The organism is Halobellus clavatus, assembly GCF_900107195.1.
GTDB lineage: Archaea > Halobacteriota > Halobacteria > Halobacteriales > Haloferacaceae > Haloquadratum > Haloquadratum clavatum.
The window spans coordinates 34,471-60,517 of the sequence record NZ_FNPB01000013.1 but is presented as its reverse complement, the minus strand read 5'-3'; the positions used below and the strand labels follow the sequence as shown (position 1 = coordinate 60,517).

The window sequence follows — 26,047 nt, the reverse complement described above, 5'->3', positions numbered from 1 at the left end:
GCAGCAGACGAAGAGAGCGCGGAGCGGGCTGCGGAATTACCAGACGTAGAACAGCGCGGTGAAGGCGAGGTACGCCCCGAGGGTCGAGAGGATCGGGACGACGTTCTGCATCACGATCACGCGGCCGGTCGTCGTCGGGTCGAAGAGATCGGCGGCCGAAGGAATCGCGTCGTCCTCTTCCTCGCCGATCGGAGGGGCCGCGTCACCCGGTTCTTCGGCCGTGAGTGCCCCGACGGAGACGTTCGGCGACTGATCGCCCCGAGCGACCTCCGCGAGCGTGGCGGTCCGGGTTGCCCGCCCCCACCCGAGGCCGACGATGGACGTCGTGGCGATGATGACGAACGAGGCGGGAATGCCGATCGCCGAGAGCCCGACGACGATCACCGACGAGACGATCGCGACGATGATAGCGGCCGTCAGCGGGAGGTCGGTGATGTCGCTGCCGAGCGTGTCGAGCGTCCGGCGAGCGATGGTGAATGCACCGACCGCGACCGCGGCGCAGCCGAGCAGGATCAGCACGTCGATGTCGATCCCGACGCCCACGAGCGGTGCGATCGCGTTCGCGATGTTCGAGGTTCCCGAGGAGAACGCCATCAGACAGCCGATGGCGACGACCACGGCCGCGCCAGTCAATTCCCTGCGCGTGGTGTTCGGCCCGGCTCTGGGTCTGGGGAGAGTCCCGGAGCGGTCGAACTCGAGGAGCGGCCCGGGCGTACTGACGATCGCGACCCAGCGGTTGATCCGCGGGTAGAGATACCGGCCGATCATCCCGGACACCCAGAAGCCGACGATCGGGGCGACGATCCACCAGATCGCGATCTCGCCCATCACCGCCCAGTCCAGTTCCCCGGCCGCGACTCCGAGACCGGCGATGGCGCCGACAGCGGTCATCGACGTCGACGCGGGGACGCCGTAGTAGTTCCCGACGAACAGCGCGCCGCCGATGAAAAAGAGTACGACGATGCTGGCTTCGATGCTGAAGACGCCGGGATCGGTCACCAGTTCCGTCCCGAGCGTGTCGACGACCCGTCGCCCGATGGTCCACGCGCCCACCAGGAAGAATACCGACATCAAGGCTGCCGCGCCCGTCTTCGAGATCGCGTCCGAGCCGACCGCCGGTCCGAACGCCGGTCCGGTCGTCGACCCGCCGATGTTGAAGCCGACGAACAGCGCGACGCCCACCCCGACCAGAAGAAGAAGTTCGACCATACCGATGTGAGACAGCGCAATCGCTTAAGCAACCGGACTGAGGTACGCCCCTCCGGAGAACGGACGGTATACCCGTCTCGGGTTCGAATAGCCGATATGGACGTCAGAAACCAGCCTTTCGACCCGACAGTGACGGAGTACCGATGACGCCGGCCCGCGCCGACTTCATTGTCGATCTCGCGTACGGGATCACGATCTTCATCGCGATCGGCCTCATTCTCCTCGTCGAGACGGCCGTCGGGATCGCGTTCGGTCTGGGCGTACTGCTCTCGTACATCATCCACATCGGGTGGAAGATGTCCCGGTTCGACCCCGACTGGATGACGCGAGAGGTGGCCGAGAAGATCGAGGATACCGTGGGCGAGACGGTGACCGAGGAGGTCGAAAAGACGGTCGGCGAGACGGTGAGTGAGGAAGTCGAAAAGACGGTCGGCGAGACAGTGAGTGAGGAAGTCGAGAAGACGGTCGGCGAGACGGTGAGCGAAGAGGTGGAAAAGACGGTCGGTGAGACGGTGAGCGAAGAGGTGGAAAAGACGGTGGGTGAGACGGTGAGCGAAGAGGTGGAGAAGACGGTCGGTGAGACGGTGAGCGAGGAAGTCGAAAAGACAGTGGGCGAGACGGTGAGTGAAGAAGTCGAAAAGACGGTCGAAGACACCGTGAGCGAGGAAGTCGATCAGGTCGCCGAGAAGGTCGGTGAGACGGTGACTGAGGAGGTCACCGAAGAAGTCACCGAGACCGTCGAGGAGACCGTCAGTCAGGAGATCGACGAGGCGATGCACGACGACGGCGGCAGCGAGGCCGGTGACGGCGACTCGCGGGACGATGCGGGCGATGGACCTGCCGACACCGACGACGACAGCGGCACCGACGACAACAGCGACTCCGACGCCGAGTCGACGACGGGGGCGTAACGGACCGCCACACCTGCCGGATTCGTCCACGGCGGTGTCGCCGCGAAGGCGACGCGTTCCGAGTCAGACCGCGCGTCTCGTCGACGCGGGCGCTCCCGCTATCTCGCGGCGTCCCTGATCCGGTCTAAGACGACCCGTCTGTCGCCACCGGGGCGGGCCTCGATGGTCACGTCGGTCGTGCCGTCGACGCGTTCGACCGCCGCTTCGAGGTCCTCCAGCGGGTAGATTCCACCGGCCATCTCGAAGGAATCCGCGGTCGGCCAGATGGCGGCCCACACGCGCACGGCGAGCGTTGGCGTCGCGTCCGGCCTGCCGACCGCCGCGCCGTCGAGCGGGTAGTCGGCGTCGTACTGGAAGGCACTCGCCGTCCGGCGGCCGCGGAGCCGCAGGTCCTGTGAGTCGGCCTGTCGGACGTTCCGGAGGCCGTCCTCGGCGAGACTCCGCTCGAACTCGCGGCTGGCGTACTTCGCCGCGATCGGGAGCAGGCGCTCGGGGGTCTTGTCTCCCGGCGGGGGCGGGTCGAAGGCGAGGCCGGTGGTGAACATCGCCCGCGGCGTCTGATCGATGCCTGTGGGGACGAGTTCCTCGACGGCATCGAGGAACTCGGGGTCCTCGTAGACGGCGTTCGTCGCCTCGACGGTGACGAAGCGGTTCTGGAACGCCGTCTCTGTCCACTCCTCGGTTTGCGTCCAGGGCGCAGCGTCGATAGCCGGGGGATCGGACACGTCCGGTAGTGGGAACCGAACGGTGGTGAACGCACCGGCCGGATCCTCGCTGCGGACCGGATTCGCTCAGGGCACATACCAGATGCCCCGCTCGGTGTCGAGGACCGACCCGACGACGACGTGCGGGAGTGCGATGACGCTGATGAAGACGCTCCAAAAGGCCACCGCTCCCGGGAGGATCCCGGCGTTCGCCAGCGGATTCGGGACGGCCCAGTAGACCGCCCCCAGCACGGCGAAGGTCGCGAACGCCCCGGCGACGAGGATGGCCCACGCCCGCAGCGCCACCCGTGATGCGGACGCCCCGCCGACGATGTCCCACTCGGCGTCCCCAACGGCGTCGTCGTCGACGGTCACCGTCCGGGCCACCTGGCGGGCCGAGTACCAGAACGGGAAGTAGAGACCGACCGCCACAAGCACCGGCACGACGGCGAAGTACGCCGCCAGCAGCAGGCTCTCCCCGGCGTCGATCAGCCACGACCGACCCCCGCCACGGACGTACCCGAGGCCCACGTGGGCCGCCAACGCGAGTCCGTATCCCCCCGCGGCGAGCATCCGGGTGGTCTCGAAGTGCGCGGCGTACGGTTCGAGCGCCCCGGATTCGACCAGCCCGACCATCAGCGAGCTGAACGTGTGGAAGGTGTCCGGATGGAACACTAACGGGACGAGCATCACGGCTCCCCCTCGGACGGCAATCGCCAGGAAGCGCTGCGTTCGCGTCTCGAGGTGCTCCGTGCCGGACGTCGCCTCGAGGACTTTCAGCCCGCCGAGGCCACCTTTCGCCATCGCGACGCCGATAGCGAGCGCCACGCCGGCGACCGGGGCCGCGAGCAGGAGGGCGACGAACCCCGCGACGACAGCCAGATAGACGGCGACGTACCGCCAGCGGAACGACGGCCGTCGCCGGCGAAGGTTCTCGAAGTGCTCGTAGCCGCCGTGCGGGAGGTTCAGCGCCACCATCCCCACCAGGTAGACGACCATCTGGGCTCTGAACGGGATCGTCACGCCGGCCGCGGTCGTTGCCGCAAACCCGACGAGCAATACGAAGAGCGCGGCCCGGGAGAGGCCGAGCGAGGGGTGTGCGTCACTGTACACCAGCCGTCGACGCACCGCACCGAGTCCGATCGCGCTCATCGTGGAATCGTTAGGATGTACCACACATAAACGACCGACGAGAATCCAAGTGACTGGGAACCGCGGTGAGGCCGAAGGCGGTCGCGTCCGTTGAATCGGGTATGGCACCGTCTGATCGGCTTCCAGCGGATGCGACGATCACCGTCGTCGGCGGCGGGTTCGGGGGGCTCTCGGCGGCCGCGTACCTCGCTGCGAACGGGGCCGACGTGCGACTCCTCGAACAGCACGATCACCTCGGCGGGCACGCCGGCGTCCTGGAACGCGAGGGGTTCCGGTTCGACACCGGGCCCTCCTGGTATCTGATGCCGGACGCCTTCGAGCGCTTCTTCGGGCACTTCGACAGCGACCCGACAGACTACTACGACCTGGAACGGCTGGATCCGCAGTATCGCGTCTTCTGGAAGGACGGCGACCGGGTGACGATCCGCCCGAACCGCGAGAACGTTCACGAGGTGTTCGAGTCCTACGAGTCCGGCGCAGGCGAGGCACTCCGGACGTATCTCGACCGGGCCGAACGAAACTACGAACTGGCGATGGACCGGGTCGTCTACGAGCGCCGCGAGCGCCTCCGCGACTTCGTGGATCCCGACCTGCTCCCGCTGGCTCCCCGAATCCGGCTGTTCGGCACGATGGACGACTACGTCTCCCGGTACGTCGAGCACCCGAAACTGCGGCAACTCCTCGAATACACGCTCGTTTTCTTAGGTGGCTCACCGCACAACACGCCGGCGCTGTACAGCATTATGAGCCACGTCGATCTGAACCTGAACGTGTTCTACCCCGGGGGCGGCATCGCGGGCGTGGTCGACGGCCTCGCCGACCTCGCGCGAGAGCAGGGGGTCGAGATCGAGACCGGAGTCGAGGTCCAGGCGATCACGGGCGCCGCCGGCGACTTCGTGCTCCAGACGGACGCGGGCCCCTGCGAGTCCGAACTCGTCGTCAGCAACGCGAACCCGGCCTACACGGAGCGGGAGTTACTCCCGCCGACGGCCCGGTCGCACGACGCCGACTACTGGGAGTCGCGGACCTACGCGCCCTCGGCGTACCTCCTGTATCTCGGCGTCGAGGGCGATGTCGACCCGCTTGCGCACCACACGCTCGTCTTCCCCACCGACTGGGACGACCACTTCGAGGCCATCTTCGAGGAACCGCGCTGGCCGGACGATCCGGCCTATTACCTCTCTGTGACCTCTCAGACCGACGACGACGTCGCGCCCGACGGGCATCACGCCGTCGTCGTTCTCGTCCCCATCGCTCCCGGACTCGACGACGGGCCGGAGATCCGCGAGCGCGTTCGCGACACGATACTCGACGATCTCGCAGCGACCACCGGGGTCGACCTCCGCGATCGGATCGTCGTCGAGGAGGCGGCCTGCGTCAGCGACTTCGCGGCGCGGTACGACGATCCGCGCGGGTCGGCGATGGGACTGGCGCACACGCTCTCACAGACCGGGCCGTTCCGGCCGGCTCACCGGGCCGGACTGGACGGACTCTTTTACGCCGGCGCCTACACCGCACCGGGCATCGGGATGCCGATGTGTCTCATCAGCGGCGAACACGCCGCTGAAGCGCTCCTGGAGGAATATCCACGGGCTGCTGATCGCCCGCAACCGACCGTAAAATAACTATAGAGCATATATTCTGAGAATTTACTACCATAAGTCATATTAGGGGCGAAATCGACTGTCAAGACGACAAATGACTGAGGACCGAATTCTGACGACGCACATCGGAAGTCTCCCGCGAGCGCCGGACCTGCTCGAACTGCTGAAGCGTCGCCAGGAAGGGGAGGACGTCGACGAAGACCAGTGGCACGAGACGGTCGTCGAGGCCACCGAACACACCATCCAGAAGCAGGCCGACATCGGCCTCGATATCGTGAACAACGGCGAGCAGCCGCGCGTCTCGTTCAACTGGTACGTCGCCAATCGCCTGACGGGCATCGGAGACGAACGCGACGCGCCGCTGTGGGACGACCTCGCTGACTTCCCCGGCTACGCCGATGACGCGTTCTCTGCGGAGGGGATCGACCTCACGAAGCAGCCGTCAGTGGTGGGCCCCGTCGAGTACGACGGTGAGGCGGCCGCCCGCGAGGAGATCGACACGTTCTACGACTGCTTGGCGGAGTCCGAGGCCGACTTCGAGGGGACATTTATCACCGCCGCGTCACCCGGCGTCGCGGCGGCGACGCTCGTCGACGACCACTACGGCTCCCACGAGGAGTTCCTCTCGGTCGTCGGCGACGCCCTCAAGCAGGAGTACGAACTCATCGCGGAGACCGGCGCGACGCTCCAACTCGACGCGCCCGATCTGCTGACGACCGGGCACCGCGGCTTCGGCGACCGCCCCATCGAGAAGCTCAAACCCGTCGTGCGGATGCACGTCGACGCCCTCAACGAGGCCACTGAATCGATCCCCGACGAGCAAATCCGGGTCCACACCTGCTGGGGGAGTTACGAGGGGCCGCACCACCGCGATAAGCCGCTCGAGGCGGTCTTACCGATCCTCTACGACATGAACATCGGCGGGCTCTCGATCGAAGAGGCCAACCCCCGCCACCAGCACGAGTACCGCGTCTTCCGCGAGCACCCCCTCCCCGAGGACTGGACGCTCATCCCCGGCGTCGTCGACGTGAAGACCAACGTCGTCGAGCACCCGGAGGTGATCGCCGACCGCCTAGAGCGCGTCGCCGACGCAGTCGAGGACCCCTCCCGGATCGTCGCCGCGCCGGACTGCGGATTCGACACGCAGGCGGGCCTCGCGATGGTGCACCCCGACATCGCCTGGAAGAAACTCGACGCGCTCGTCGAGGGCGCGGCGGTCGCGACCGAGCGGCTCTTCTGATCGCGCCGGCTGCCACTCCCGTTGCTGTCGCGCCCGGACGGATCCTCCCCCGCCACGGGCGTCGAGCAGTCACTGACCACCACCGGCGGCCGGTCGTCGCCGGCGAATAGTTTTTTGCCTCCGTTGGGATTGTACCCGATATGGACGATCCGATCCGGACGCTGTTCGTTGTCGAAGATCCGGGAGCCGACCCGAGCGGTCCGGACCGGTTAGCGCGTGCGAGCGACTGTATCGAAGTGACGACAGAGCCGGTAGCCGACGCGATCGAACACCTGTCGACGTCGGAGGTCGACTGTGTCGTCGCCGACTACGACCTCCCGGGGTACGACGGGTTGGCGTTTCTGGAGGCGGTCCGAGACTCACACCCTCAGGTGCCGTTCGTGCTGTTCACCGACGACGGTTCCGAGCAGCTCGCCGGGGCGGCCGTCGCCGCCGGCGCGACCGGCTATCTGCCGAAGTCCGAGGATCCGGACACCTACCAGACGCTCGCTGCGCGGATCGAAGAGAGCGTCGATCGGGTCCGCGGCAGCGTGGGCCCCGGCCTGGAAGGCCAGACGACGATCGAACTGCTCAGTGACCTCTATGCGGTCACCACCGATACCGAACTCACGTTCGAGGAGAAGATCACACGGCTGCTGGGACTGGGCTGCGATCGGCTCGGGCTCGCGTACGGGTTCCTCTCGAAGATCGATCCCGGGGACGGAGACGAGACCGACGGCACCCAACGAATCGTGCTGTCACACGGCGACCACACCCTGCTTCAGCCGGGCTCGTCGTGTCCGCTTTCGGAGGCGTACTGTCGGAAGACGATCCAGAGCGACGGCCTGCTTGCGGTCTCGGACGCGCTCAGAGAGGGCTGGGCCGATGACCCGGCCTACGACGTCTTCGAACTCGGCAGTTACATCGGAGGGAAGGTGATCGTCAGCGACGAACTCTACGGAACGCTCTGCTTCGCGTCGACGGATCCCCGCGGCGCAGCGTTCACCGACGCCGAGCGGACGCTCATCCGCCTGATGAGCAAGTGGGCGAGTTACGAACTCGAACACGACCGCGTGACGTCCGAACTCGAACGGCAGAACGAGCGTCTCGAGGACTTCGCGAGCGTCCTCGCGCACGACCTCCGGAATCCGTTGAACGTCGTCGACGGCCGGCTCGAACTGGCGCGAGCGGAGTGCGATAGCGAGCACTTGGCACCCATCGGCCAGTCGGTCGCCCGGATGGAGGTACTGATCGAAGACGTCCTCGACCTCGCCCGGGAGGGCCGGACCGTGACCGAGACAGCGTGGGTCGATCTGGCCGCGGTGGCCGAGGAGTCCTGGGACCACGTCGCGACGGCCGAAGCGACGCTCCAGATCGAAACCGACTACGCCGTGATGGCCGAGCGCAACCGGCTCAAGCGGCTCTTCGAGAACCTCTTTCGAAACGCCGTCGAGCACGCCGGCGAGACCGTGACGGTCACGATCGGGTCACTCGACGACGGGTTCTTCGTCGCAGACGACGGCCCGGGCGTTCCCGAGTCAGACCGTCAGCAGGTCTTCGAGCTGGGTTACACGACCGACGAGGACGGCACCGGGTACGGGCTGGCGATCGTGAGCGAGATCGTCGACGCTCACGGGTGGTCGATCGAGATCGGTGACAGCGACGACGGCGCCCGGTTCGAGATCCGCACGCGGTGAGCGCACCGGGGCTCGTCGGGCCGCCGAAGTTATCACGAGGAACCTGACTTAGTATATAAATCGGGCGCTCGTCCTCCCCCAGAATCGCCGGACGTGACGGCAGTATCCGACGGCACAACGCATATATGCGGTGAAATACCTATATACGGGTATGTCGCGGTCCGCGCTAGTCGGAAACGTCACGTCGATGCTCGAGGACGCCGGGTTCCTCGTGAGCGACCGCTGTGCGATCCGGCCAAAGAGTTTCGACGTCGCCGCGAGGCGGGGCGAGGACCTGCTTCTGTTGAAGGTCCTGGGGAACATCGACGCGTTCGACGGCACCACCGGCGAGGAGATGCGACGGCTCGGGACCTACCTCGAGGCGACGCCGATGGTGATCGGACTTCGAACTCGCGACGAGGACCTCGAACCGGGCGTCGTCTACTTCCGTCACGGCGTCCCGGTGTTGAACCCCGATACCGCGCTCGACCTCTTCGTCGAGGGCGTGCCGCCGCTCATCTACGCCGCGCCGGGCGGGCTCTACGTCAACATCGACGGCGACCTCCTCGCCGACGAACGCGAAGAACGCGGGTGGAGTCTCGGGCAGTTGGCGACCGAACTCGGCGTCTCGCGGCGCACCGTCTCGAAGTACGAGGACGGGATGAACGCCAGCATCGAGGTGGCCATCCAGTTGGAAGAGATGTTCGACCAGCCGTTCTCCAGCCCCGTCGAAGTGATGGACGGGGCCGAAGAGGTGCGAGACGCCGACCCGATGCCGGACGACCCCGACCCCGAGTCGGACGACCAGCACGTCGTACACGTGTTGACCCGGGCGGGCTTCACGGTCCACCCGACTGCCCGCGCGCCGTTCAAAGCCGTCAGCGAGGACGACGGGCGCCGGCGGGACTTCACGCCGATGCTCACGGGTCACTCCTCGTTCACGCGCAGCGCAGAGAAGCGCGCCCGGATTATGTCCTCGCTCGGCGAGGTCACCCGGACGCGATCGGTCTACTTCACCGAGGATCAATCCAAGCGCGACTCCGTCGAGGGGACGGCGCTGGTCAGCTGTGAGGAGTTGGCCGCGATGGACGATCCCGAACGGATCCGAGAACTGATTCGGGACCGCTCACAGGAACCGAGCGAGGCCTGACGGCCGGGTCGGGATGCTGTTTTCGGAAGTCGGGAGCGTAGCGCTCAGGACGCCTCGCCGTACGTCTTCTCCAGATAGGCGACAATGTCGTCGCTCTCCGGCATCCCGTCGACGTCGTTCGCCTCATCGACTAAGACCGGAACGCCGGTCTGGCCGCTGATCTCCTCGACTTCGGTCCGTTCCGCGTGCGCCGAGGGTACCATCACCGACTCGTATTCGAGGTCGAGGTCGGCGAGTTTGTCCTTCACCTTCGCGCAGTACGGACAGCCTTCGAGTTCGTACAGGACGAGATCTGACATCGGTATCCGCTATGGGGGCCCCGCTAATGAGTCGCCCGGTCCCGTGCGCCGGATGCGCACGTGAGCCGCCGCAGTCAGTCAATGAGTCGCTTCGCTCCGGCGGCGATCCGGCCTCGACGAGCCACCAGTTCGCCGCTCGCCCAGGCCAGTCCGACGAGCCCGGCACCGATGGCCCAGACGAACTCCCAGCCCGACATCCAGATCGGGCGAAGCCACGGCGTCACGTGTGCCCAGCGCGTCGCGAACTCGGTCATCGGTCCCTCCAGTAGCGTGCCCGAGAAGGTGGCGCGGATCCGCCCCGCGAAGCCGACGCTGTCGCTTCCGCCCGCCGTGAGATTGGCGCTGCCGGTAATGGCGTACTTCCCGCTCGCGTTCAGGTCCCGGATGGTCGGCCCGGAGGACTCCGGTCCGGTCCCGATCCGTTCGGCGTCGTAGGGGCCCCAGGTGGCGTAGTACTCCCAGACGACCTCCCCGGTCGGGGTGATCTCTATCACGCGGTGGTTCAGCGTATCGGTGACGAGCGTGTTGCCGTTCGGAAGCCGGTCGGCGTCCCGTGGCCAGTTCAGCGAGTCGGTGCCGACTTCCCAGGTCCGCACCCACTCGCCGTTCTCTTTGGCGTACTCGACGACCCGGTTGTTGCCGCTGTCTGCGACCAGGATCGTCGGCGTGCCGTTCTCGCTCACGAGCCAGTCGGGGTTGTGCTGCTCGCGCATCACGTCGTACTCGTCGTCGGAGCCGAGTCGCTCGACGATCTCTTTGCTCTCCATATCGACGACGATCGCCTGATCGAAGTTGCGCGGCGACAGCAACAGGCGGTTCTCGCCGACGGGATCGACGTCGTTGACGTGCGACCAGTCGTCGTTGTAGCCGCCGTCGGTGCTCGCCGGGAAGTGGTTCTTGAAGTACCACTCCCACGTGATCTCGTCGGTCGAGCGGTTGTAGACGACGACTCGGTCGTCGCTCACCCCTGCGGATTCGTTCCACTCCCGCATATTCGCGATCGCGATGCGGTTCTCTCCGATGGCAGTCACGTCGTGGGTATCGGTCATGTTGAACCGCTTCTCCCAGACGCGCTCTTGGGTGTCGGGATCCAACTCGAAGACGAGCGTGTCGCCGGCGCGCGGCGAGGAGACAAGCAGATTGCCGTTCGGCAGCGGGTCGACGTCGAAGAACCACGCGTCGCCGCCGACCTCGTCGTCGTGCGTCCACTCGAGGTCACCACGTCGACCCACCGAGATCACCCGCGCGGGCTTCTTCGGGTTGGTGTTGCCCTGGAACGTGTATCCCTGGGTACTGATGACGGTCGAGTCGTTCGCGGGGCTCGTGATCGTGCCTTGCTCCAGACTCGTCTCTTCGGCGGGGTCGTAGGTCAGTGCGGAGACCGCAGACGGCGCGAGGAGTCCGAGAACGAGCAGCAACGCAACGGCGCGCACCGCAGTCGTCCGAGAGATCGAGAGCGGAGTCACACGAGCGATTCGGGATGTGGCTCCTGAATCTCTTGCGGTCCGCAGCCCGCAGCGGCCCGGGCGGATCGCCGTTACACCTGCGCGGTGAGGATCCCGCCGGTCCGCACGACGAAGTAGACGACGAACGCGCCCGCCAGCGCCCAGTGGCCGAGTCGAACGTCCCTGCGTTCGCCGGCGGCGAGTTTGATCAGGGGGTATGAGACGATCCCCGCGGCGATGCCGTACGCGATAGAGTACGCGAAGGGCATCACGAGGATGGTCATCCCGGCCGGGATCGCCTGCGTGAGGTCGTTCCACGCGATGTCGACGACGTTCCTGAGCATCACGACGCCGATGACGACCAGGGCGATGTGGGAGGCGTACTGCGGGATCGCCGCCGCGAGCGGCACGATCGCCAGCGAGAGGACGAACAGCACGGCGACGGTGAGCGCGGTCAGTCCGGTTCGACCGCCTTCCTCGACGCCGGTAGCGGACTCGATGTACGTCGTGACCGTCGAGGTCCCGAGCATCCCCCCGACGGTGGTGCCGATAGCGTCAGCCATCAGCGGTTTGTCGATGTCGGGGAGATTTCCGTCTTCGTCTAGGAAGCCGCCGGCCTGACCGACTCCGACGAGCGTGCCCGCAGTGTCGAAGAAATCGACGAAGAAGAACGTGAAGACCACGAGGGCGAACGTGAACGCCTCGACCTGCGCGAGTCCCGAGACGAACGCCCCGGCCAGCGGCGTGATGTCGTAGGTGACCGACGTCGACCCGGCCACGAGACCGGCCTCCGGCGTGATCGGGCCGAACGTGGTGATCGCCCACCCGACGACCGTCGTCCCGAGGATCCCGAGGATGATCGACCCCGGGACGTTCCGGGCGTAGAGCGCGAACGTGAAGAACAGTCCGACGACGGAGATGATCGCGACCGGGTCCGACGCGACCGAACCCAGCGTCACGAGCGTCGTGCCGTCGTCGACGACGATGCCCATCGCCTGGAGGCCGATGATCGCCAGAAAGAGCCCGATGCCGGTTCCGACGGCGAACTTGACCGGTTCCGGGAACAGGCCGATGACGTACTCTCGGGCACCGATCGCGGTCAGGATGATGAAGATGATTCCTTCGACGACGACGGCAGCGAGCGCCGTCTGCCAGGGGATGCCGAGTGCGCCGACGACCGTGAACGCGAAGAACGCGTTGAGACCGAGCCCCGGGGCCTGTGCGAACGGGCGGTTGGCGTAGACCGCCATGACGAACGTCGCCGTCGCGGCCGCGATGATCGTGACCACCGCGATCATCGACTGGACCTCCCCCGCCGACATCCCAGCGATCGCGATGCCGTCGGGGCCGGGGATCCCCGGTTGATCAGTCAGGATCGAGGGGTTGACGACGACGATGTACGACATCGTCAGGAACGTCGTCACCCCGGCGAGAATCTCGGTCCGGACCGACGATCCGTGTTCTTGCACATCAAAGAAACGTTCGAGGGATTCAGAGACTCCCATAATGCACGTCTGAGCATACCTTCGATGAAACCGATAAGGGTTTCTATCGGGATCGACAGCCGCTCAGGCCGCTCACTCGGCGTCGAACGTCGAGAGCGCACCCACCGGAGCGTCGGTGAGTTCACGCGCTCGCCCGGTCCCCTCGTCTCCGACCGCGATGAGCGCGAAGACGCCCGTGACGTCGGCTCCCGCCTGCGCCACGATGTCGAGGAGCAGTTCCTGTGTCTCACCCGAACGGATGAGGTCGTCGACGACGAGGACGTTCTCTCCGCGGGCGATGGCCCGGCTCGGGAGGTAGTAGGTGAGTTCGATCCCGGAGGCGAGGCGCTGGCGCGACTCGATGAACTCTTCGACGGCCGTCTCCTTGGATTTCTTCGCGTACGCGACGCGGGCGTCGAAGTAGCCGGCCATCGCCGCGCCGAGCGTGATGCCGTCTGTCGCGGCGGTCAGGACGACGTCGGGGCGCTCGAAACCGAGCGCGTTGGCGGCGACCGGAGCGACGAGATCGAGGAAGGACTGATCGAAGACGATACTGGAGTTGTCGACGTATCCCTCGTCGTCGAACTCGACGCGGGCGCGCAGTTCTGCGGCGAGTGCGTCGCGACCGACGCCGTCGACGACGTCGCGGGCGCGCTCGATGCCCGGGAGGACGTGCCCGTTGACGTACCGGTTGAGATCACCGGGGGGAAGCTCGGTGAGTTCGGCGAGTTCGTCGTACGTCCGGGTCTCCTTGAGCATCCGAAGGACGGCGACAGCCTGCAGTTGGAAGGCCGCTTTCTCCGCTCTGTTCATATCACGATGTGCGAAGGTACGCAAGTATGAATACGTCGATACGGAACGCCCGCGAAATAACCACGAACGTGGTCAGACACCGCGCGGCTGGGGCCTCGACTACTCAGTTCGACTCGTCGGCCAGCAGATCCTCGGCCGTGACGAGCGCGTCGAGTGCCACGTCGGCCTCGGCGAGTCGCTCCGCTGCGCCCTCCTGTCGGTCGACGACGACGCAGACGCGATCCACGACTGCGCCCGCCTCGCGCAGCGCTTCGACCGCATCGAGCGCGCTCTTGCCGGTCGTGGCGATGTCTTCGAGGACGACGACCTCCTCGCCGTCGGCGAGTCGGCCTTCGATACGGTTGCCGGTGCCGTACTCTTTGGCTTGCTTCCGCGCGATGACGTAGGGCTTCCCCGTCTCGACGCTCGTGACGGCGACGAGCGGGACGGCACCGAGGGCGACGCCGGCGAGCTTCTCCTCGGTGAGCTCCGCCGCGAACGCCTCGGCGATGAGGTCGAGGCAGTGCGGGTCGGTCTCGAAGAGGTACTTGTCGACGTAGTACTCCGAGGTGCCGCCGTGCGAGAGTTCGAACTCTCCGAACTTGACAGCGTCCGCGTCGCGGAGCGCGGCGATGAGTTCGTCGTTCGTCATTAGCCACAAGAGCGCGTGGGAGGCGTTTAAACGGGACGGTTCGGGTCAGCGGCGGACCCAGCCAGCCGTCGAGCCACACAGAAACGAACAGCGGCGTCACAGGCAGTCCCCACAGAAGGCCACACTATCGCGGTGCGGCCGGAGTGCGGAAGCGGAGCGGTGGCGGTAGCGGAAGCGGAGTCGCTAGGTGGCAGACCGCGAGGCACGCAGAGCGAGCCGAGCGGCCTTTTTCCCTCCAGGTTTTTGTCGGGGGTTCGAGGCCGCGCTTCGCGCGGCCGAGGACCCCCGAGAAAAAGGTGGGTTAGTAGGGCTCGTCTTTCAGCCCGAGCACGTACGCGACGACGTTGGTGGCGACGTGCAACACCGGTGTGAGGACGACGACGACGCCGAGCACGGGGAGGGAGAACGTCGTACTGAACCACGCGAAATCCAAGAGTGCGGCGCAGCCGAGCGCGCCGGCGACGAAATCGAGTTGATCGACGACCGGGAACGACGCCCCGCGTTCGCGGCCGGTCCGGCGCTTGAGGAACGAGGCCGTGATGTCGCCGAGCATCGCGCCGAACGCGAGGCCGAACGCCGCCGTGACCGGAAACGTCGGGACGGCGACTCCCGTCGTTCGGAGGACGACCGGCGCGAGGGCGGTGAGAGCCTGTGCGAGGACGAAGCCGGCGAGGGTGCCGACCGCCGTCCCGCGCCAGGTCTTTCCATCGCCCAGGAGGCGGCGACCGCCCATCGTCCGACCGCTGTCGATCGGCGTGCCCCCGCCGGCGAGGACGGCGACGTTGTTGGGAACGTACGCGGGCAACATCGCCCAGAACGCGACGGCCACCAGCTCGAGCAGCATAGTACCGCGTCCAGCGGGCGACCACAAAAGTGTCCACGGTTCGCGCGTCGCGTCCGCCGATCCCGTGTCGACCGTCGACGGAATCGGGGTGCTTCCGCTCGACCGGTCGCGTCAGGTCGCCTCCTCGAGCGAGTCGAATCCGTCCCAGCATTGACAGTCGAGATCTTCCAGGGAATCGACCTCGTCGGGGAGGTCAGAGATCGGCATCCCATCGCCGTAGCGTTCGCACCCGTCGGTGTGGATGGAAAAGTCGTCGGTCGACATCACGGGCATAGCCGTCGTTGGACGTGGTCACGCAAAAGTGTTCAGGCCGCGCCACGGCTCTGCGATTACTCGACGAGCGCCGCGATATGACGGGGAGCCGATCACGACGTCGCAAGCGTGGGAAACAGACGATCTCGTCGGTCGCGAACGAGGTCGTCCGGCACGTGTCGGGCACCGCCATCGGCCGTGGCCTGTTCGACGAGACACGGTCTGGCCTCCGCAGGGCGGCAGCCTCTTTACCCCCGCGGGGGCAGTTACAGTCGACAGATGTCTTCGTGGAGGCGTGATTTCGCAAGCGGGCTGATCGTCCTGGCACCGGTACTCGTCATCCTGTTCGTCCTGAATTACTTCTACTCGCGGATCGTCGACCTCCCCGTCATTCAACAGCTCCCGGGTCCGATCGGGTTCGTCGTCGCCGTCACGGTGTTCGTGATGCTCGTGTTCTCCGTCGGCTACCTGATGCGGACCACCGTGGGACGGTTGTTCGAGTCGTATCTCGACGCGGCGATGAACCGGGTTCCGCTCATTCGCGTGCTGTACAACGCGTCGAAACTGGCCGTCGAAACGGCCGTCTCCGGTACCGAAGACCTCCAGAAGCCGGTGAAAGTCGAACCCTGGGACGGGATGCGAATGACGGCGTTCAAGACGGGCAAGACCACCGACGACGGGCGCGTGGTGCTGTTTATGCCGACCGCGCCGAACATCACGACTGGATTCGTGATGGAAGTCGATCCCGCGGACATCACCGAGACCGACGAACGCGTCGAGGAGGCCCTCACCCGAGTGCTGTCTGCCGGTTTCGGCGAAGAAGAGCGCACCCCACCGATCGATATCGACACCCGCTCTGAGGACTAGCCGTCCGCGACGAAAAGCTACAATTATTTGATTCGGCTCAAAGAGACACCTGTATGCCCTCCCCGCTCGACAGTCCGGTGGTTCGCTACGGAATGAGTCTGATGAGTGCCGCTGCGGTCGCGGTTGTCGCGTTTGCGTTTCTCGACGGCACGATACGCTGGGTCGCGCTCGGGATTGCGGCCCTCGAACTCGTGGTCACTCCCCAGATTCTGAAACAGGCGGCGTAGCACACCACACAGCGGTCGCCGTCGGCCCGTTGTGCTGGACGCCGATCGCGCTAGCGTCGGGAGTCCGACTCAGACGTAGGTGAACCACTCGTCGTGGTCGTCATTCCGCCGCTCGACCAGATCGAAGAACGCCTGCTGGAGTTCCTCGGTAACGGGGCCGCGCGATCCGTTGCCGATCTCGACGTTGTCGACCTTGCGGATCGGCGTCACCTCCGCCGCGGTGCCCGAGAAGAACAGTTCGTCCGCCGTGTTGAGTTCGCCGCGGGAGATCGTCGCCTGGTCGTGGACCGTGTAGCCCCGCTCGCGAGCCAGTTCGATCACGGTGTTCCGGGTGATGCCGTCGAGGATGCTCTGGGCGAGGCCAGGGGTGTAGATTTCCCCGTCGCGGACGAGGAAGATGTTCTCGCCGGGGCCCTCGGCGACGTTGCCCTCCTTGTTGAGGACGATCGCCTCGGTGTAGCCGTTTCGGCGGGCCTCCTCGCCGGCGAGCATCGAGTTGACGTAGAGACCGGTCGTCTTCGCGTTCGTGGGGATCTGACTGGAGGCGTGCTTGCGCCACGAGGAGATCATCACTTCGACGCCCTCTTCGAGCGCGGCTTCACCCAGGTACGTACCCCACGGCCACGCCGCGATCGCGACGTTCACGGGGTTGTCCTTCGGGCTGACGCCGAGCGATCCGTACCCGTAGAAGGCCACCGGGCGAATGTAACACGACTCCAGTTCCTCGCGACGGACGAGTTCGAGTGTCGCCTGGGTGAGTTCCTCACGGGAGTACGGTAACTCCATATCGTACGGCTTCGTCGACTCGAAGAAGCGATCGAGGTGCTCCTCCCAGCGGAAGAGCGCTGGACCGTTCTCGGTGTCGTAGCAGCGGACGCCCTCGAAGACGCCGCTCCCGTAGTGGAGACCGTGCGTGAGAACGTGAACCGTCGCGTCGTCCCAGTCGACGAACGAACCGTCCTGCCAGATCGTATCGACGTCCATCTCGTCGAATCCCATATACTCCCGAATTGCACCCTGGGGTATATAACAGTAAGCGAACGAGGCGCTGGGGGTTCAGCGTCGGTACGGGTGCGGCACCGCGGTGTTCGGTCACGCCCGGGTCACGGGCGCACCGTCCTCAGTTACTCCAACCGCTCGATCAGTGCCGCGCCCTCGACGTAGACGAAATCGTTACGACGCGCGTACTCGCGCGCGGCGGCCGGCGTCCGCGCACCGCCGGACTCCTCGTCCAGCATCTCACAGACGACGACCGCGGGAGGGAGCCCCGCGGCGTCCGCGAGCGCGAGGCCCAGTTCGGTGTGCCCGCGGCGGTCCGACAACAGGTCGGGCGCGCCTCGGAGCACGTGCACGTGGCCGGGCGTCCGGAAGTCGGCCGCGAAGTCCTCGGCGTCGTAGTTGCCGGTACTCGCCTGCTTTGCGACCCCCGCGAGCCGACGGATCGTGAGCGCACGGTCGTCGTCAGTGATGCCGGTGAAGGTCTCCCGGTGGTTCACCGGCAGCGAGAACGACGAGCGATCGTCGTAGCCGAGTTCGTGATCCGCGGCCGCCGGGTGATCGAGTTCGTCCTCCAGGAACGGAAGTTCGATCGTCTCCGCGACGTCGTGAGAGACGGCCGCACAGATCAGTCCGCCCGCGTCGGCCCGGAGGTGGACGATAGCCTCGGCGTCGACCGCGCCGCCCGGATAGATGATGTCGGTCTCGCCTTCGCGATCGGCAGCGTCGTGGACGAGCACCGGTTCGCCGCGACGGAACGCGTCGATGGCCCGATCGACAGCGCTCGCGCCGTCGCCCTCGGCGTCGCTCGTGACGTCGGTCGTCGTCCGCGTCATTCGACCGCCTCCACGTCGACCGTCACCGTGTCGCCGTCCGCGAGGTCCAGATCGTCGCGGAGTCGGACCGGAGCGATGATCTCCAGTTGGGTCTCGTCGTGATGCGTGCGCTCGGGGACGATGATGTGGGTCGGCTCGGCGGTTCCGTCCTCGGCAGCGACGGTCGCGGCGTAACAGGTCGCGGGGCCAAACGTCCGTTCCTCGTCCTCCCAGCCGTCGATCGGAACCCCCGACAGCGACGCCATCGCCGAGCGCGATCGGATGCTGTCCTCCGTGAGATCGACGTTGAGCGTGCCGGGGAAGGGCTCGTAGCCGAGGCGCTCTGTGAACTGCTCCATATAGCCCGGCAGCGAAATGTAGTGTCGCCCCTCGCCCATCCCGCTCGTGACCGTCCCCTCGAGTTCGACCGTCGAGGGGTCCGTCCCCTCGAAGATTCGCCGGTAGTGAGAATATTCGCGGTGCAGGGCGGCTTCGCCCGATTCCGTGAGCGATACCCACTGCCCGTCGGCGACGACGTCGCGTTCGACGTGTCCGGCTTCTTCGAGGCGCTGAAGCCGTCGCGAAGCGGTCTGACTCGACGCGTCGAGCCGCGACGCGAGGCTGGAACAGGAGATCTTGACCGGCTCCGACCGACCGCCTTCGAGCGCGACGAATTTCAGCGCCGCCAACTCGTCGTGGCCGACGGTGGAGACTGCCGATTCTGACATTATCGGTACTTGGGAGTGGCCCCTGTTAAGAATAACGGCTTTGAGAAGCGTAACAGAATCGTTACACGAGCGGCATCAGTGAATCCCGGATTCGAGACTTAGTTCAGGCTTGCACCAGGCCGGTGGTAAAAGCGTCGGTGCAGCGGTCTCCGCGGAAGCCGGTGAGGCTCGCGGCCGTCGCCCTCCGCGAAGCGTTCGGAAAGGCCTTTAGTCGCCGTTCGACAACGGCGGGTATGTTCAGAGCCTTCCGCTCCGAGGTCGCGGCCGCGGTCGAGTCGGCGCTGACTGCGCTCGACCTCCCGACCGACGACCTCGGCGTCGAGGAACCGCCGGCGGAGATGCCGGCGACGCTGGCCTCGAGCGTCGCGTTCCGCCTCGCCAGCGAGGTGGGTGCGCCCCCGCCGTCGGTCGCCGAAGACGTCGCCGCTGAGATCGATGCCGACGACTACGAGTACGTCGCCCACGTCGACACGCAGGGCCCGTACGTGAACTTCTACGTCTCGGAGGCGTACTACGCGGATACGCTGACCGCCGGACGAGACGAGGCGTACGGCGAACTCCCCGCGACGGGGAAGTCCGTGGTCGTCGAACACACCAGTGCGAACCCGACCGGCCCGGTCCACGTCGGACGTGCGCGCAATCCGATCTTCGGCGACGCTGTCGCCCGGCTGCTCGAGTACGCGGGCAACGACGTGGAGACGCACTACTACGTCAACGACGCTGGCCGACAAATCGCGGTGTTCACGTGGGCCTACGAGACGTTCGACGAGTCGGAACTCCCCGAACCGGAGCGTGACCGGGCCGACTACGACCTCGTCCGGTACTACCGCGAGGGCAACGCCTTCCTCGAGTCTGCCGACGAGGCGGACGTCGCGGCCGCCGAGGCGGAGATCGCCGAGATTATGCAGGGACTCGAGGCGGGCGACGAAGACACCTACGAGCGGGTCGCGACCGTCGTCGATCAGGTGCTCGGCGGGATGCGGACGTCGCTCGAACGCCTGCCCGCGACGTTCGACGAGTTCGTCAAAGAGACCACGTTCATCCGAAACGGCGACGCCGACGAGATCGTCGCGCGCCTGAAGGAGTCCGACCACGCCGTCTACGAGGAGGACGCCTGGCAACTGGATCTCTCCGCGTTCGATCTCGAGAAGAACCTCGTCTTCCTCCGCTCGGACGACACCACGCTCTATACGACCCGCGACCTCGCACACCACGAGTGGAAGTTCGAACACTTCGACGAAGCGGTCACCGTGCTCGGCGAGGACCACAAACTCCAGGCCGAACAACTCGAAGCCGCACTGGAGATCCTCGGCAACGACACCGACCAGTTGCGACAGACGTTCTACTCGTGGGTGAACCTCCCCGAAGGCGGAATGTCGACCCGCGAGGGGACCGGCGTGGATCTCGACGACCTCCTCGACGAGTCGGTGCAGCGCGCTCGCGAGGAAGTCGAAGACCGTCTCGACTCGCGGATCAGGAACGACGAACTCGACGAAGCAGACATCGATCGGATCGCTCGACAGGTCGGGCTCGGGGCAGTCCGCTACGACATCGTCTCGAAACAGCCCACCAAGGGGATCACCTTCGAGTGGGAGCGCGCGCTCGACTTCGAGGCCCAGTCGGCCCCGTACGTCCAGTACGTCCACGCGCGCTGTTGCGGTATCGAGGGCGAAGCCGCTGACGCGGGCATCGAGCCCTCGGCCGACGTCTCGGTCCTCGACAGCGATGCCGAACTGGCGCTCCTCGAAGACGTGGCGCGGTTCCCGGTCGTGATCGAGCGCGCCGCAGCCGACCTGGAACCGCACGTCGTCGCGACGTTCGCCCGGGAGTTCGCAGAGACGTTCAACACCTTCTACCGCGAGTGTTCGGTGCTCAACGCCGAGGACGACGCGGTCGCGGCTGCCCGACTCGGCCTGGTCGAGGCCGCCCGCCACACGGTGGCCAACGCGCTCGACGTCCTCGGAATCGAGGCCCCGGAGTCGATGTAGCACGGGCCCGTCCGGGGCCGCTCGATGCGACTACAGGAGCGGTGCGACCGGGCCGACCGTGGCCGGAAGCAGCGAGCCGCCGACGGCGAACACCGTCGCGGCCCCCGCACCCAACGCCAACAGTAGGAATACGACGACCCACCAGAAGGGAACACCCGAATTTTTCTCTGCCATACCGACGACTCACCGCACCCGCATAAAAGAAGGTCCCGCTTCGCCGCGCGGCGTCGACGAACGACACTTCATCCGAAGAACCGGCTGAACAGGCCGCTCGCACCCTCGTCGTCTGACTCCTCGTCGTTGTCATCCACAGACGGGGAGGTGTCGCCCTCAGGGCCCTGTTGCTCGTCCGCGTCGACTGCGTCGGACGCCGCGTCACTGGTCGCGTCCGGCGCGGCCGTGCCCTCGACCGCCTCGTCGCTCGCGTCGGCACTCGCCTCCTCGGAACCGTCCTCGTCGGCCAGCGAGGTCGTGTAGACGCCGCTGTCGGGACTGTCAGCCGCAGCGGCCTCGCTGCCCGACTCGATCTCCTCGGGTTCGGCGGGTTCGACGAGGGGCTCGGACACAGCGCGCGCCACATCGTCGCCGTTGGACGGCTCCGCTTCGTCGGGACTGTCCGCAGCACCCGCCTCCTCCATCGCTTCGACCGTTTCCGGATCGAGATCGGACTCGTGGGAGCCGGCGACGACGATGTCTTCCTCTCCGGTGTCGACCGCGGGCGCATCGGTGCCTGCGGTCTGTGTGTCGTCGCCGTCGGTGGGGGCCTCCTGAGCGCCGGCCGACGCCGCGCCCGACTCCACCTCGTCCGGCTCCACTCCGTCCGATTCGGTGGCGCCTGTCTCGGCCGCATCTGGCTCAGTCGTATCAGACCCGGCCGTATCCGATTCGGCCGCATCCGGCTCAGTCGTATCAGATCCGGCCGTATCCGATTCGGCCGCATCCGGCTCAGTCGTATCAGACTCGGCCCCATTTGATCCCGCCGCATCCGAGTCGATCGCATCCGACTCGGGCGTCTCGGACTCCGTGGCTACGCTGTCGGGGCCCTCTCCCGTGGCTTCCCCCGCTTCGGCGTCGGTCTCGGCGGGGTCGTCGGTCGCGTCGGCCGACACCGAACCGGGTGCCGTGGCGCCGTCGTCGATCGTTTCGCCGGTCAGCGCCGTCGCGAGCGAGCGGAACGCCGCGGCCGCCTCGCTCCCGGGCGCGAACGTCGTGACCGCCTCGCCGGCGTCGGAGGCCTCCCGGATCGCGGCGGCGTCGGGGATCGTGCCCAGCACCGTCGCGTCGAGGCGGTCGGCCACGGCCACCGCGTCCGCGTCGCCCAGACTGGCCCGCGTGAGGACGGCACCTGCGATGTCCACGTCGAGTTGCTCGGCGACCTGGCGAGTCTTGTCCGTGTCGCCGAGCGCGTCCCGGTTCGGCGTCGAGACGAGCAGCACCTCGTCGACGTAGGTCAGCGGAAGGACGGTGTCGTTGCTCAACCCCGCGCCGGTGTCGAGGACGACGTACTTGTACTGGTCGGCGAGCGTATCCAGCACCGCCTCCAGTCCCTCGGGATCGGCACGTGAGAACGCGTCGAGGTCGGGCGATCCGGGGACGACCGCCAGCCCGTGGGGCCCCTCCCGGATCGCCTCCTCGATCTCGGCTCCGTCGGAGTCCCCCGCGTCGTCCGAGGCGCTCTGTGCGTCGCCGGCGAGGACGTCGTGGAGCGTCACCTCGCCGACGGAGACGCCGAGCGTCGCCGTGAGGTTCGCCATCCCCAGATCACCGTCCACGACGGCGACGCTCGATCCCGCGGCGGCGAGCGTCGCCGCGAGATTTGCCGCCGTCGTCGTCTTACCGACACCCCCTTTCGCACTGACGACTGCGTACACACGGCCCATTGTCTTATCTGAGACTCCCGCGTCGGGGTTATAAATCTGTCCGGGGATGTGGCCGTCTGGCGGACAGATCCGGTGCGAACCGGAGTACATCCCGTAGTCGCAGGTTACTTACCCGCTGGAAGGTCTATTAATAGTAATGAGTACCGACGCCGAAGAAGTAAACGAGGACCGTCGGAAGTACGAGTTCCGGAAGGTCATCGAGGAACTCAAAGAGTACGAGGGTTCCGGGACCCAACTCGTCACCATTTACATCCCCGAGGACAGGCAGGTCTCCGACGTCGTCGCCCACGTCACCCAGGAGCACTCGGAGGCGTCCAACATCAAGTCCAAGCAGACTCGGACGAACGTCCAGGATGCACTCACGTCGATCAAGGACCGACTCCGCTACTACGACACGTACCCGCCCAAGAACGGCACCGTTCTGTTCTCCGGCGCGGTCGACGCCGGCGGGGGCCAGACGGATATGGTGACGCGCGTGCTCGACAGTCCGCCCGAACCCATCCAGTCGTTCCGCTATCACTGCGACTCGAACTTCCTCACCGAGCCCCTAGAGGAGATGCTGACCGACAAGGGCCTCTTCGGCCTGATCGTCCTCGATCGCCGTGAGGCGAACGTCGGGTGGCTGAAGGGCAAGCGCGTCGAGCCTGTCAAGTCCGCCTCGTCGCTCGTCCCCGGGAAGCAGCGGAAGGGTGGTCAGTCAGCCCAGCGGTTCGCCCGCCTCCGACTCGAAGCCATCGACAACTTCTATCAGGAGGTCGCGGGGATGGCCGACGACCTGATGGTCCCGAAGCGCCACGAACTCGACGGCATCCTCGTGGGCGGCCCCTCGCCGACGAAAGACGAGTTCCTCGACGGCGACTATCTCCACCACGAACTGCAGGACCACGTCGTCGGGAAGTTCGACGTCTCTTACACCGACGAGTCCGGCCTCTACGACCTCGTCGACGCGGCCCAGGACGTCCTCGCCGACCAGGAGGTGATGAAGGATAAATCCCAGATGGAGGAGTTCTTCGAGCAGCTTCACACCGGCGAGAAAGCCACCTACGGATTCGGTCCGACGCGTCAGAACCTGATGATGGGCGCGGTGGATCGCCTCCTCCTCTCGGAGGATCTCCGTTCGGACGTCGTGGTCTACGAGTGTCCGAACGATCACGAGGAGTACGAAGTCATCGACAGCCGACACGACGATCCCGGACACGTCTGTAGCGAGTGCGGCGAGGAGGCCGAGAAGACCGATCGCGAGGACGTGATCGAGCACCTGATGGACATCGCCGAACAGCGCGGGACCGAGACGAAATTCATCTCTACGGACTTCGAGAAGGGCGAACAGCTCTACGACGCCTTCGGCGGCGTCGCGGGCATCCTGCGGTACTCGACCGGCGTCTAAGGCGCACCTCTTGCTGTCTTCGCCACGTTGCGTCCTTTCACACGCAGTTCGCGCCTCGACAGAATGGCCCGAGACACGTGCGTGCAGACTGCTTGCCCCCGGCTCGGGTCCGTTCGTACGCGTTCGTGCGTACTTCTATACGTGGGACCGTCGTCGTGTCCCCTATGCGAGAGTTCACCCTCCGAGCTGACGATACGGGCACCCTCGAACTCGTCTGTGAGCGGGCCGACAAAGAGGCCCCCGCACCGAGTATTCGGTCGTTCGCGGAACGCGACGAGTTCGGGCTTCTCATCGATGATCTGACGCCCGGAGAGCAGGTAGTGCTGTTCGTCAACGACACCACCTCTGAAGAGTAGCTCTGCGGGACGTGTCCGTCTCCGGTCGTTCGGTGGGATCGATCGGCTCTCTCACACTGCTCGGGACTCAACCCATCCTGACCGGTTCGAGTCACGTACCGCCGAGACCTGTTTCAGTTCCCATCCGTCTATCCGCTCAGTAATCGAGCAGCGATTCGAGTTGTCGACGTCGACGCGCCAACTCAGCGTGCGGGTCGACGGCGTCGTCGGCCGCGAGCCGATCGAGCGTCAGGAAGACGTCCGCGCCGCCACGCTCGGCGTGTTCGACGAACGCTTCGATCGCCGCGCGGTTCGTCGCTAGCGAGTCGAGGTGTCCGAGCACGAGCGCGACGGCGACCCGTCCGTCGCCGTCGGGAACCGCCTCGGGGAGGGTGGCGTCGTCGCTCTCGACCGCGTCGGCTGTCTCCGCCGCGACTGCGCTCGTCCGCAGACAGCGCGGGCAACTCCCGACGACCGCGGACGCTCCGGGCGCAAACTCCCTGAGTGGCGGCGGCACGTCCAGGGGGACGAGCGGGCGATCACAGTGCTGACAGTACGGGGCCATACCGGGGCTACGACCGCGGATCGGAAAGATGCTGTCGGTCCCCCGGCAATCTGCACGCACTGGATCGGTACCCATATTCACGCCGACACCGTAGCGTGCGGCGAGAATGGCATCACCGGCCCGCTCGCTAGACGACCCGCGCACGCACCTCCGGGCGCTCGGCGGCACGCTCCTCGTCGTCGTGCTCGTGGTGTTGCTCGCGGCGGTCTTCGTTTCGCTCGGCTATCCGCTTCTCGACGCTGCGGGCATCGCCCGCGAGAGTGCACTCGGCCTGGCGCTGCGGAGCGCCTTCCAGTTCGTCGGGTTCGGCGTCGCAGGCGTCGGCTACCTCGTCGCCACCGACCAGACCGAACTCGTGACCGTCCGGACGCCGACCCGGGAGGACGCGAAGTGGCTCGCCGGTGGGTTCGTGGCCCTCCTCGCGCTGTATCTGGGCGTGACGTCGCTGCTCTCCGTGTTCGGAATCGAGGGAGCCGAAAGCGCCATCGTCCAGCAGGGCAGCGACCAGCCGATCTACTTCCTGTATCTGGTCCCCGTGACGATCTTCCTCGTCGGCCCGACCGAGGAACTGATCTTCCGCGGCGTCGTCCAGGGGCTGTTCCGCCGGGCTTACGGCTCGGTGGTCGCCGTCGCGGGCGCGAGCGCGGTGTTCGCGGCGGTCCACGTGACCTCCTACAGCGGGCAGGGGCTGCTCGCGACGCTCGCCACGGTGCTGGTGCTCGGAGGCGTCTTGGGCGTCATCTACGAGAAGAGTCGGAACCTGGTGGTCCCCGCGATCGTCCACGGACTGTTCAACACGGTCCAGTTCGTGGCCGTCTACGCGACCTCGACGGGGCTCGTCAGCGGCTTCTGACGGTCGTCGGGCG

Annotated in this window: 27 protein-coding genes; 11 read left to right on the top strand and 16 right to left on the bottom strand. The window is 66.4% G+C overall.

Annotated elements, in window-relative coordinates; genetic code table 11:
• Positions 1 to 36 precede the first annotated feature (36 nt).
• The gene (locus BLU74_RS15485) at positions 37 to 1,209 is read right to left on the bottom strand and encodes an inorganic phosphate transporter (RefSeq protein WP_089768974.1); all 1,173 of its coding nucleotides are present in this window, start codon (positions 1,207 to 1,209) and stop codon (positions 37 to 39) included.
• A 143-nt stretch (positions 1,210 to 1,352) separates the two neighbouring features.
• Between BLU74_RS15485 and BLU74_RS15480 the strand changes: the two genes are divergently transcribed.
• The gene (locus tag BLU74_RS15480) at positions 1,353 to 2,120 is read left to right on the top strand and encodes a hypothetical protein (protein ID WP_089768971.1); all 768 of its coding nucleotides are present in this window, start codon (positions 1,353 to 1,355) and stop codon (positions 2,118 to 2,120) included.
• 98 nt (positions 2,121 to 2,218) lie between these two features.
• Here BLU74_RS15480 and BLU74_RS15475 read toward each other — a convergent pair whose 3' ends face one another.
• Both BLU74_RS15475 and BLU74_RS15470 read right to left on the bottom strand, forming a co-directional pair.
• The gene (locus tag BLU74_RS15475) at positions 2,219 to 2,845 is read right to left on the bottom strand and encodes a DUF6517 family protein (RefSeq protein WP_089768969.1); all 627 of its coding nucleotides are present in this window, start codon (positions 2,843 to 2,845) and stop codon (positions 2,219 to 2,221) included.
• Between the two features lie 66 nt (positions 2,846 to 2,911).
• Positions 2,912 to 3,976: a Brp/Blh family beta-carotene 15,15'-dioxygenase gene (locus BLU74_RS15470; protein WP_089768967.1), complete on the bottom strand. Its 1,065-nt coding sequence runs from the start codon at positions 3,974 to 3,976 to the stop codon at positions 2,912 to 2,914.
• Positions 3,977 to 4,077: 101 nt separating this feature from the next.
• Here BLU74_RS15470 and BLU74_RS15465 point away from each other — a divergent pair, with 101 nt between their 5' ends.
• The 4 genes from BLU74_RS15465 to BLU74_RS15450 all read left to right on the top strand — a co-directional run bounded on the left by BLU74_RS15465 (position 4,078) and on the right by BLU74_RS15450 (position 9,625).
• Positions 4,078 to 5,601, top strand: coding sequence for a phytoene desaturase family protein (locus tag BLU74_RS15465; RefSeq protein WP_089768965.1), 1,524 nt, complete (start codon positions 4,078 to 4,080; stop codon positions 5,599 to 5,601).
• Between the two features lie 73 nt (positions 5,602 to 5,674).
• Entirely contained in the window at positions 5,675 to 6,820 is a 1,146-nt protein-coding gene (locus BLU74_RS15460; protein WP_089768963.1) for a cobalamin-independent methionine synthase II family protein, read from the top strand.
• A 140-nt stretch (positions 6,821 to 6,960) separates the two neighbouring features.
• Positions 6,961 to 8,496: a sensor histidine kinase gene (locus BLU74_RS15455; protein ID WP_089768961.1), complete on the top strand. Its 1,536-nt coding sequence runs from the start codon at positions 6,961 to 6,963 to the stop codon at positions 8,494 to 8,496.
• 151 nt (positions 8,497 to 8,647) lie between these two features.
• Complete coding sequence (locus tag BLU74_RS15450; RefSeq protein WP_089768959.1) at positions 8,648 to 9,625, top strand: transcriptional regulator; 978 nt, start codon at positions 8,648 to 8,650, stop codon at positions 9,623 to 9,625.
• 44 nt (positions 9,626 to 9,669) lie between these two features.
• On the opposite strand, the gene BLU74_RS15445 is transcribed toward BLU74_RS15450, so the two are convergent.
• The 7 genes from BLU74_RS15445 to BLU74_RS19070 all read right to left on the bottom strand — a co-directional run bounded on the left by BLU74_RS15445 (position 9,670) and on the right by BLU74_RS19070 (position 15,414).
• Positions 9,670 to 9,924, bottom strand: a complete 255-nt coding sequence (locus BLU74_RS15445) for a glutathione S-transferase N-terminal domain-containing protein (RefSeq protein WP_089768957.1) — start codon at positions 9,922 to 9,924, stop codon at positions 9,670 to 9,672.
• A gap of 74 nt (positions 9,925 to 9,998) precedes the next feature.
• A complete protein-coding gene (locus BLU74_RS15440; protein WP_245705818.1) occupies positions 9,999 to 11,390 on the bottom strand; it encodes an NHL repeat-containing protein in 1,392 nt (463 codons plus the stop codon).
• 71 nt (positions 11,391 to 11,461) lie between these two features.
• A complete protein-coding gene (locus BLU74_RS15435) occupies positions 11,462 to 12,874 on the bottom strand; it encodes an NCS2 family permease (protein WP_089768956.1) in 1,413 nt (470 codons plus the stop codon).
• A 72-nt stretch (positions 12,875 to 12,946) separates the two neighbouring features.
• Entirely contained in the window at positions 12,947 to 13,666 is a 720-nt protein-coding gene (locus BLU74_RS15430; RefSeq protein WP_089768954.1) for a phosphoribosyltransferase family protein, read from the bottom strand.
• 103 nt (positions 13,667 to 13,769) lie between these two features.
• Positions 13,770 to 14,297: an orotate phosphoribosyltransferase gene (gene pyrE / locus BLU74_RS15425; RefSeq protein WP_089768952.1), complete on the bottom strand. Its 528-nt coding sequence runs from the start codon at positions 14,295 to 14,297 to the stop codon at positions 13,770 to 13,772.
• Between the two features lie 301 nt (positions 14,298 to 14,598).
• Complete coding sequence (locus tag BLU74_RS15420; RefSeq protein WP_089768950.1) at positions 14,599 to 15,141, bottom strand: CDP-2,3-bis-(O-geranylgeranyl)-sn-glycerol synthase; 543 nt, start codon at positions 15,139 to 15,141, stop codon at positions 14,599 to 14,601.
• Between the two features lie 111 nt (positions 15,142 to 15,252).
• Positions 15,253 to 15,414 (bottom strand): hypothetical protein, encoded by a 162-nt coding sequence (locus BLU74_RS19070; RefSeq protein WP_175454677.1) that lies wholly within the window; start codon positions 15,412 to 15,414, stop codon positions 15,253 to 15,255.
• A 258-nt stretch (positions 15,415 to 15,672) separates the two neighbouring features.
• Here BLU74_RS19070 and BLU74_RS15415 point away from each other — a divergent pair, with 258 nt between their 5' ends.
• Both BLU74_RS15415 and BLU74_RS19065 read left to right on the top strand, forming a co-directional pair.
• Complete coding sequence (locus BLU74_RS15415; protein ID WP_089768948.1) at positions 15,673 to 16,260, top strand: DUF502 domain-containing protein; 588 nt, start codon at positions 15,673 to 15,675, stop codon at positions 16,258 to 16,260.
• Between the two features lie 53 nt (positions 16,261 to 16,313).
• Positions 16,314 to 16,487, top strand: coding sequence for a hypothetical protein (locus BLU74_RS19065; RefSeq protein WP_175454676.1), 174 nt, complete (start codon positions 16,314 to 16,316; stop codon positions 16,485 to 16,487).
• A gap of 69 nt (positions 16,488 to 16,556) precedes the next feature.
• On the opposite strand, the gene BLU74_RS15410 is transcribed toward BLU74_RS19065, so the two are convergent.
• The 3 genes from BLU74_RS15410 to BLU74_RS15400 all read right to left on the bottom strand — a co-directional run bounded on the left by BLU74_RS15410 (position 16,557) and on the right by BLU74_RS15400 (position 19,026).
• Complete coding sequence (locus BLU74_RS15410; protein ID WP_089768947.1) at positions 16,557 to 17,486, bottom strand: branched-chain amino acid transaminase; 930 nt, start codon at positions 17,484 to 17,486, stop codon at positions 16,557 to 16,559.
• A gap of 125 nt (positions 17,487 to 17,611) precedes the next feature.
• A complete protein-coding gene (gene ribB / locus BLU74_RS15405; RefSeq protein ID WP_089768945.1) occupies positions 17,612 to 18,319 on the bottom strand; it encodes a 3,4-dihydroxy-2-butanone-4-phosphate synthase in 708 nt (235 codons plus the stop codon).
• On the bottom strand, positions 18,316 to 19,026 hold the full coding sequence (locus tag BLU74_RS15400) for a DUF120 domain-containing protein (RefSeq protein WP_089768944.1): 711 nt from the start codon (positions 19,024 to 19,026) through the stop codon (positions 18,316 to 18,318). Before BLU74_RS15400 ends, ribB begins: the two co-directional genes overlap by 4 nt.
• Positions 19,027 to 19,259: 233 nt before the next feature.
• Here BLU74_RS15400 and argS point away from each other — a divergent pair, with 233 nt between their 5' ends.
• Complete coding sequence (gene argS, locus BLU74_RS15395) at positions 19,260 to 21,014, top strand: arginine--tRNA ligase (RefSeq protein ID WP_089768942.1); 1,755 nt, start codon at positions 19,260 to 19,262, stop codon at positions 21,012 to 21,014.
• A gap of 30 nt (positions 21,015 to 21,044) precedes the next feature.
• On the opposite strand, the gene BLU74_RS19060 is transcribed toward argS, so the two are convergent.
• Together BLU74_RS19060 and BLU74_RS15390 are read right to left on the bottom strand one after the other, a co-directional pair.
• Complete coding sequence (locus BLU74_RS19060; RefSeq protein WP_175454675.1) at positions 21,045 to 21,188, bottom strand: hypothetical protein; 144 nt, start codon at positions 21,186 to 21,188, stop codon at positions 21,045 to 21,047.
• Between the two features lie 68 nt (positions 21,189 to 21,256).
• The gene (locus tag BLU74_RS15390) at positions 21,257 to 22,894 is read right to left on the bottom strand and encodes a P-loop NTPase (protein ID WP_175454674.1); all 1,638 of its coding nucleotides are present in this window, start codon (positions 22,892 to 22,894) and stop codon (positions 21,257 to 21,259) included.
• Between the two features lie 136 nt (positions 22,895 to 23,030).
• Between BLU74_RS15390 and prf1 the strand changes: the two genes are divergently transcribed.
• Entirely contained in the window at positions 23,031 to 24,281 is a 1,251-nt protein-coding gene (gene prf1 / locus BLU74_RS15385; protein WP_089768939.1) for a peptide chain release factor aRF-1, read from the top strand.
• Between the two features lie 164 nt (positions 24,282 to 24,445).
• On the top strand, positions 24,446 to 24,637 hold the full coding sequence (locus BLU74_RS15380) for a hypothetical protein (RefSeq protein WP_089768937.1): 192 nt from the start codon (positions 24,446 to 24,448) through the stop codon (positions 24,635 to 24,637).
• Between the two features lie 136 nt (positions 24,638 to 24,773).
• On the opposite strand, the gene BLU74_RS15375 is transcribed toward BLU74_RS15380, so the two are convergent.
• Complete coding sequence (locus BLU74_RS15375) at positions 24,774 to 25,181, bottom strand: DUF6276 family protein (RefSeq protein ID WP_089768935.1); 408 nt, start codon at positions 25,179 to 25,181, stop codon at positions 24,774 to 24,776.
• 106 nt (positions 25,182 to 25,287) lie between these two features.
• On the opposite strand from BLU74_RS15375, the gene BLU74_RS15370 reads away from it, so the two are divergent.
• Positions 25,288 to 26,034, top strand: a complete 747-nt coding sequence (locus tag BLU74_RS15370; RefSeq protein WP_089768933.1) for a CPBP family intramembrane glutamic endopeptidase — start codon at positions 25,288 to 25,290, stop codon at positions 26,032 to 26,034.
• The last annotated feature ends 13 nt before the right edge of the window (positions 26,035 to 26,047 follow it).

Bases quoted from the DNA above. Each gene is read 5' to 3' on its own strand.
- BLU74_RS19070 (WP_175454677.1), bottom strand. From the start codon at position 15,414: ATGCCCGTGATGTCGACCGACGACTTTTCCATCCACACCGACGGGTGC.
- prf1 (WP_089768939.1), top strand. From the start codon at position 23,031: ATGAGTACCGACGCCGAAGAAGTAAACGAGGACCGTCGGAAGTACGAG.
- BLU74_RS15415 (WP_089768948.1), top strand. From the start codon at position 15,673: ATGTCTTCGTGGAGGCGTGATTTCGCAAGCGGGCTGATCGTCCTGGCA.
- BLU74_RS15400 (WP_089768944.1), bottom strand. From the start codon at position 19,026: ATGTCAGAATCGGCAGTCTCCACCGTCGGCCACGACGAGTTGGCGGCG.
- BLU74_RS15460 (WP_089768963.1), top strand. From the start codon at position 5,675: ATGACTGAGGACCGAATTCTGACGACGCACATCGGAAGTCTCCCGCGA.
- BLU74_RS15370 (WP_089768933.1), top strand. From the start codon at position 25,288: ATGGCATCACCGGCCCGCTCGCTAGACGACCCGCGCACGCACCTCCGG.
- pyrE (WP_089768952.1), bottom strand. From the start codon at position 14,297: ATGACGAACGACGAACTCATCGCCGCGCTCCGCGACGCGGACGCTGTC.
- BLU74_RS15420 (WP_089768950.1), bottom strand. From the start codon at position 15,141: ATGCTGCTCGAGCTGGTGGCCGTCGCGTTCTGGGCGATGTTGCCCGCG.
- BLU74_RS15465 (WP_089768965.1), top strand. From the start codon at position 4,078: ATGGCACCGTCTGATCGGCTTCCAGCGGATGCGACGATCACCGTCGTC.
- BLU74_RS15445 (WP_089768957.1), bottom strand. From the start codon at position 9,924: ATGTCAGATCTCGTCCTGTACGAACTCGAAGGCTGTCCGTACTGCGCG.
- BLU74_RS15435 (WP_089768956.1), bottom strand. From the start codon at position 12,874: ATGGGAGTCTCTGAATCCCTCGAACGTTTCTTTGATGTGCAAGAACAC.
- argS (WP_089768942.1), top strand. From the start codon at position 19,260: ATGTTCAGAGCCTTCCGCTCCGAGGTCGCGGCCGCGGTCGAGTCGGCG.
- BLU74_RS15380 (WP_089768937.1), top strand. From the start codon at position 24,446: ATGCGAGAGTTCACCCTCCGAGCTGACGATACGGGCACCCTCGAACTC.
- ribB (WP_089768945.1), bottom strand. From the start codon at position 18,319: ATGACGCGGACGACGACCGACGTCACGAGCGACGCCGAGGGCGACGGC.
- BLU74_RS15450 (WP_089768959.1), top strand. From the start codon at position 8,648: ATGTCGCGGTCCGCGCTAGTCGGAAACGTCACGTCGATGCTCGAGGAC.
- BLU74_RS15375 (WP_089768935.1), bottom strand. From the start codon at position 25,181: ATGGCCCCGTACTGTCAGCACTGTGATCGCCCGCTCGTCCCCCTGGAC.
- BLU74_RS19065 (WP_175454676.1), top strand. From the start codon at position 16,314: ATGCCCTCCCCGCTCGACAGTCCGGTGGTTCGCTACGGAATGAGTCTG.
- BLU74_RS15390 (WP_175454674.1), bottom strand. From the start codon at position 22,894: ATGGGCCGTGTGTACGCAGTCGTCAGTGCGAAAGGGGGTGTCGGTAAG.
- BLU74_RS15410 (WP_089768947.1), bottom strand. From the start codon at position 17,486: ATGGGATTCGACGAGATGGACGTCGATACGATCTGGCAGGACGGTTCG.
- BLU74_RS15480 (WP_089768971.1), top strand. From the start codon at position 1,353: ATGACGCCGGCCCGCGCCGACTTCATTGTCGATCTCGCGTACGGGATC.
- BLU74_RS15485 (WP_089768974.1), bottom strand. From the start codon at position 1,209: ATGGTCGAACTTCTTCTTCTGGTCGGGGTGGGCGTCGCGCTGTTCGTC.
- BLU74_RS15470 (WP_089768967.1), bottom strand. From the start codon at position 3,976: ATGAGCGCGATCGGACTCGGTGCGGTGCGTCGACGGCTGGTGTACAGT.
- BLU74_RS19060 (WP_175454675.1), bottom strand. From the start codon at position 21,188: ATGGCAGAGAAAAATTCGGGTGTTCCCTTCTGGTGGGTCGTCGTATTC.
- BLU74_RS15455 (WP_089768961.1), top strand. From the start codon at position 6,961: ATGGACGATCCGATCCGGACGCTGTTCGTTGTCGAAGATCCGGGAGCC.
- BLU74_RS15430 (WP_089768954.1), bottom strand. From the start codon at position 13,666: ATGAACAGAGCGGAGAAAGCGGCCTTCCAACTGCAGGCTGTCGCCGTC.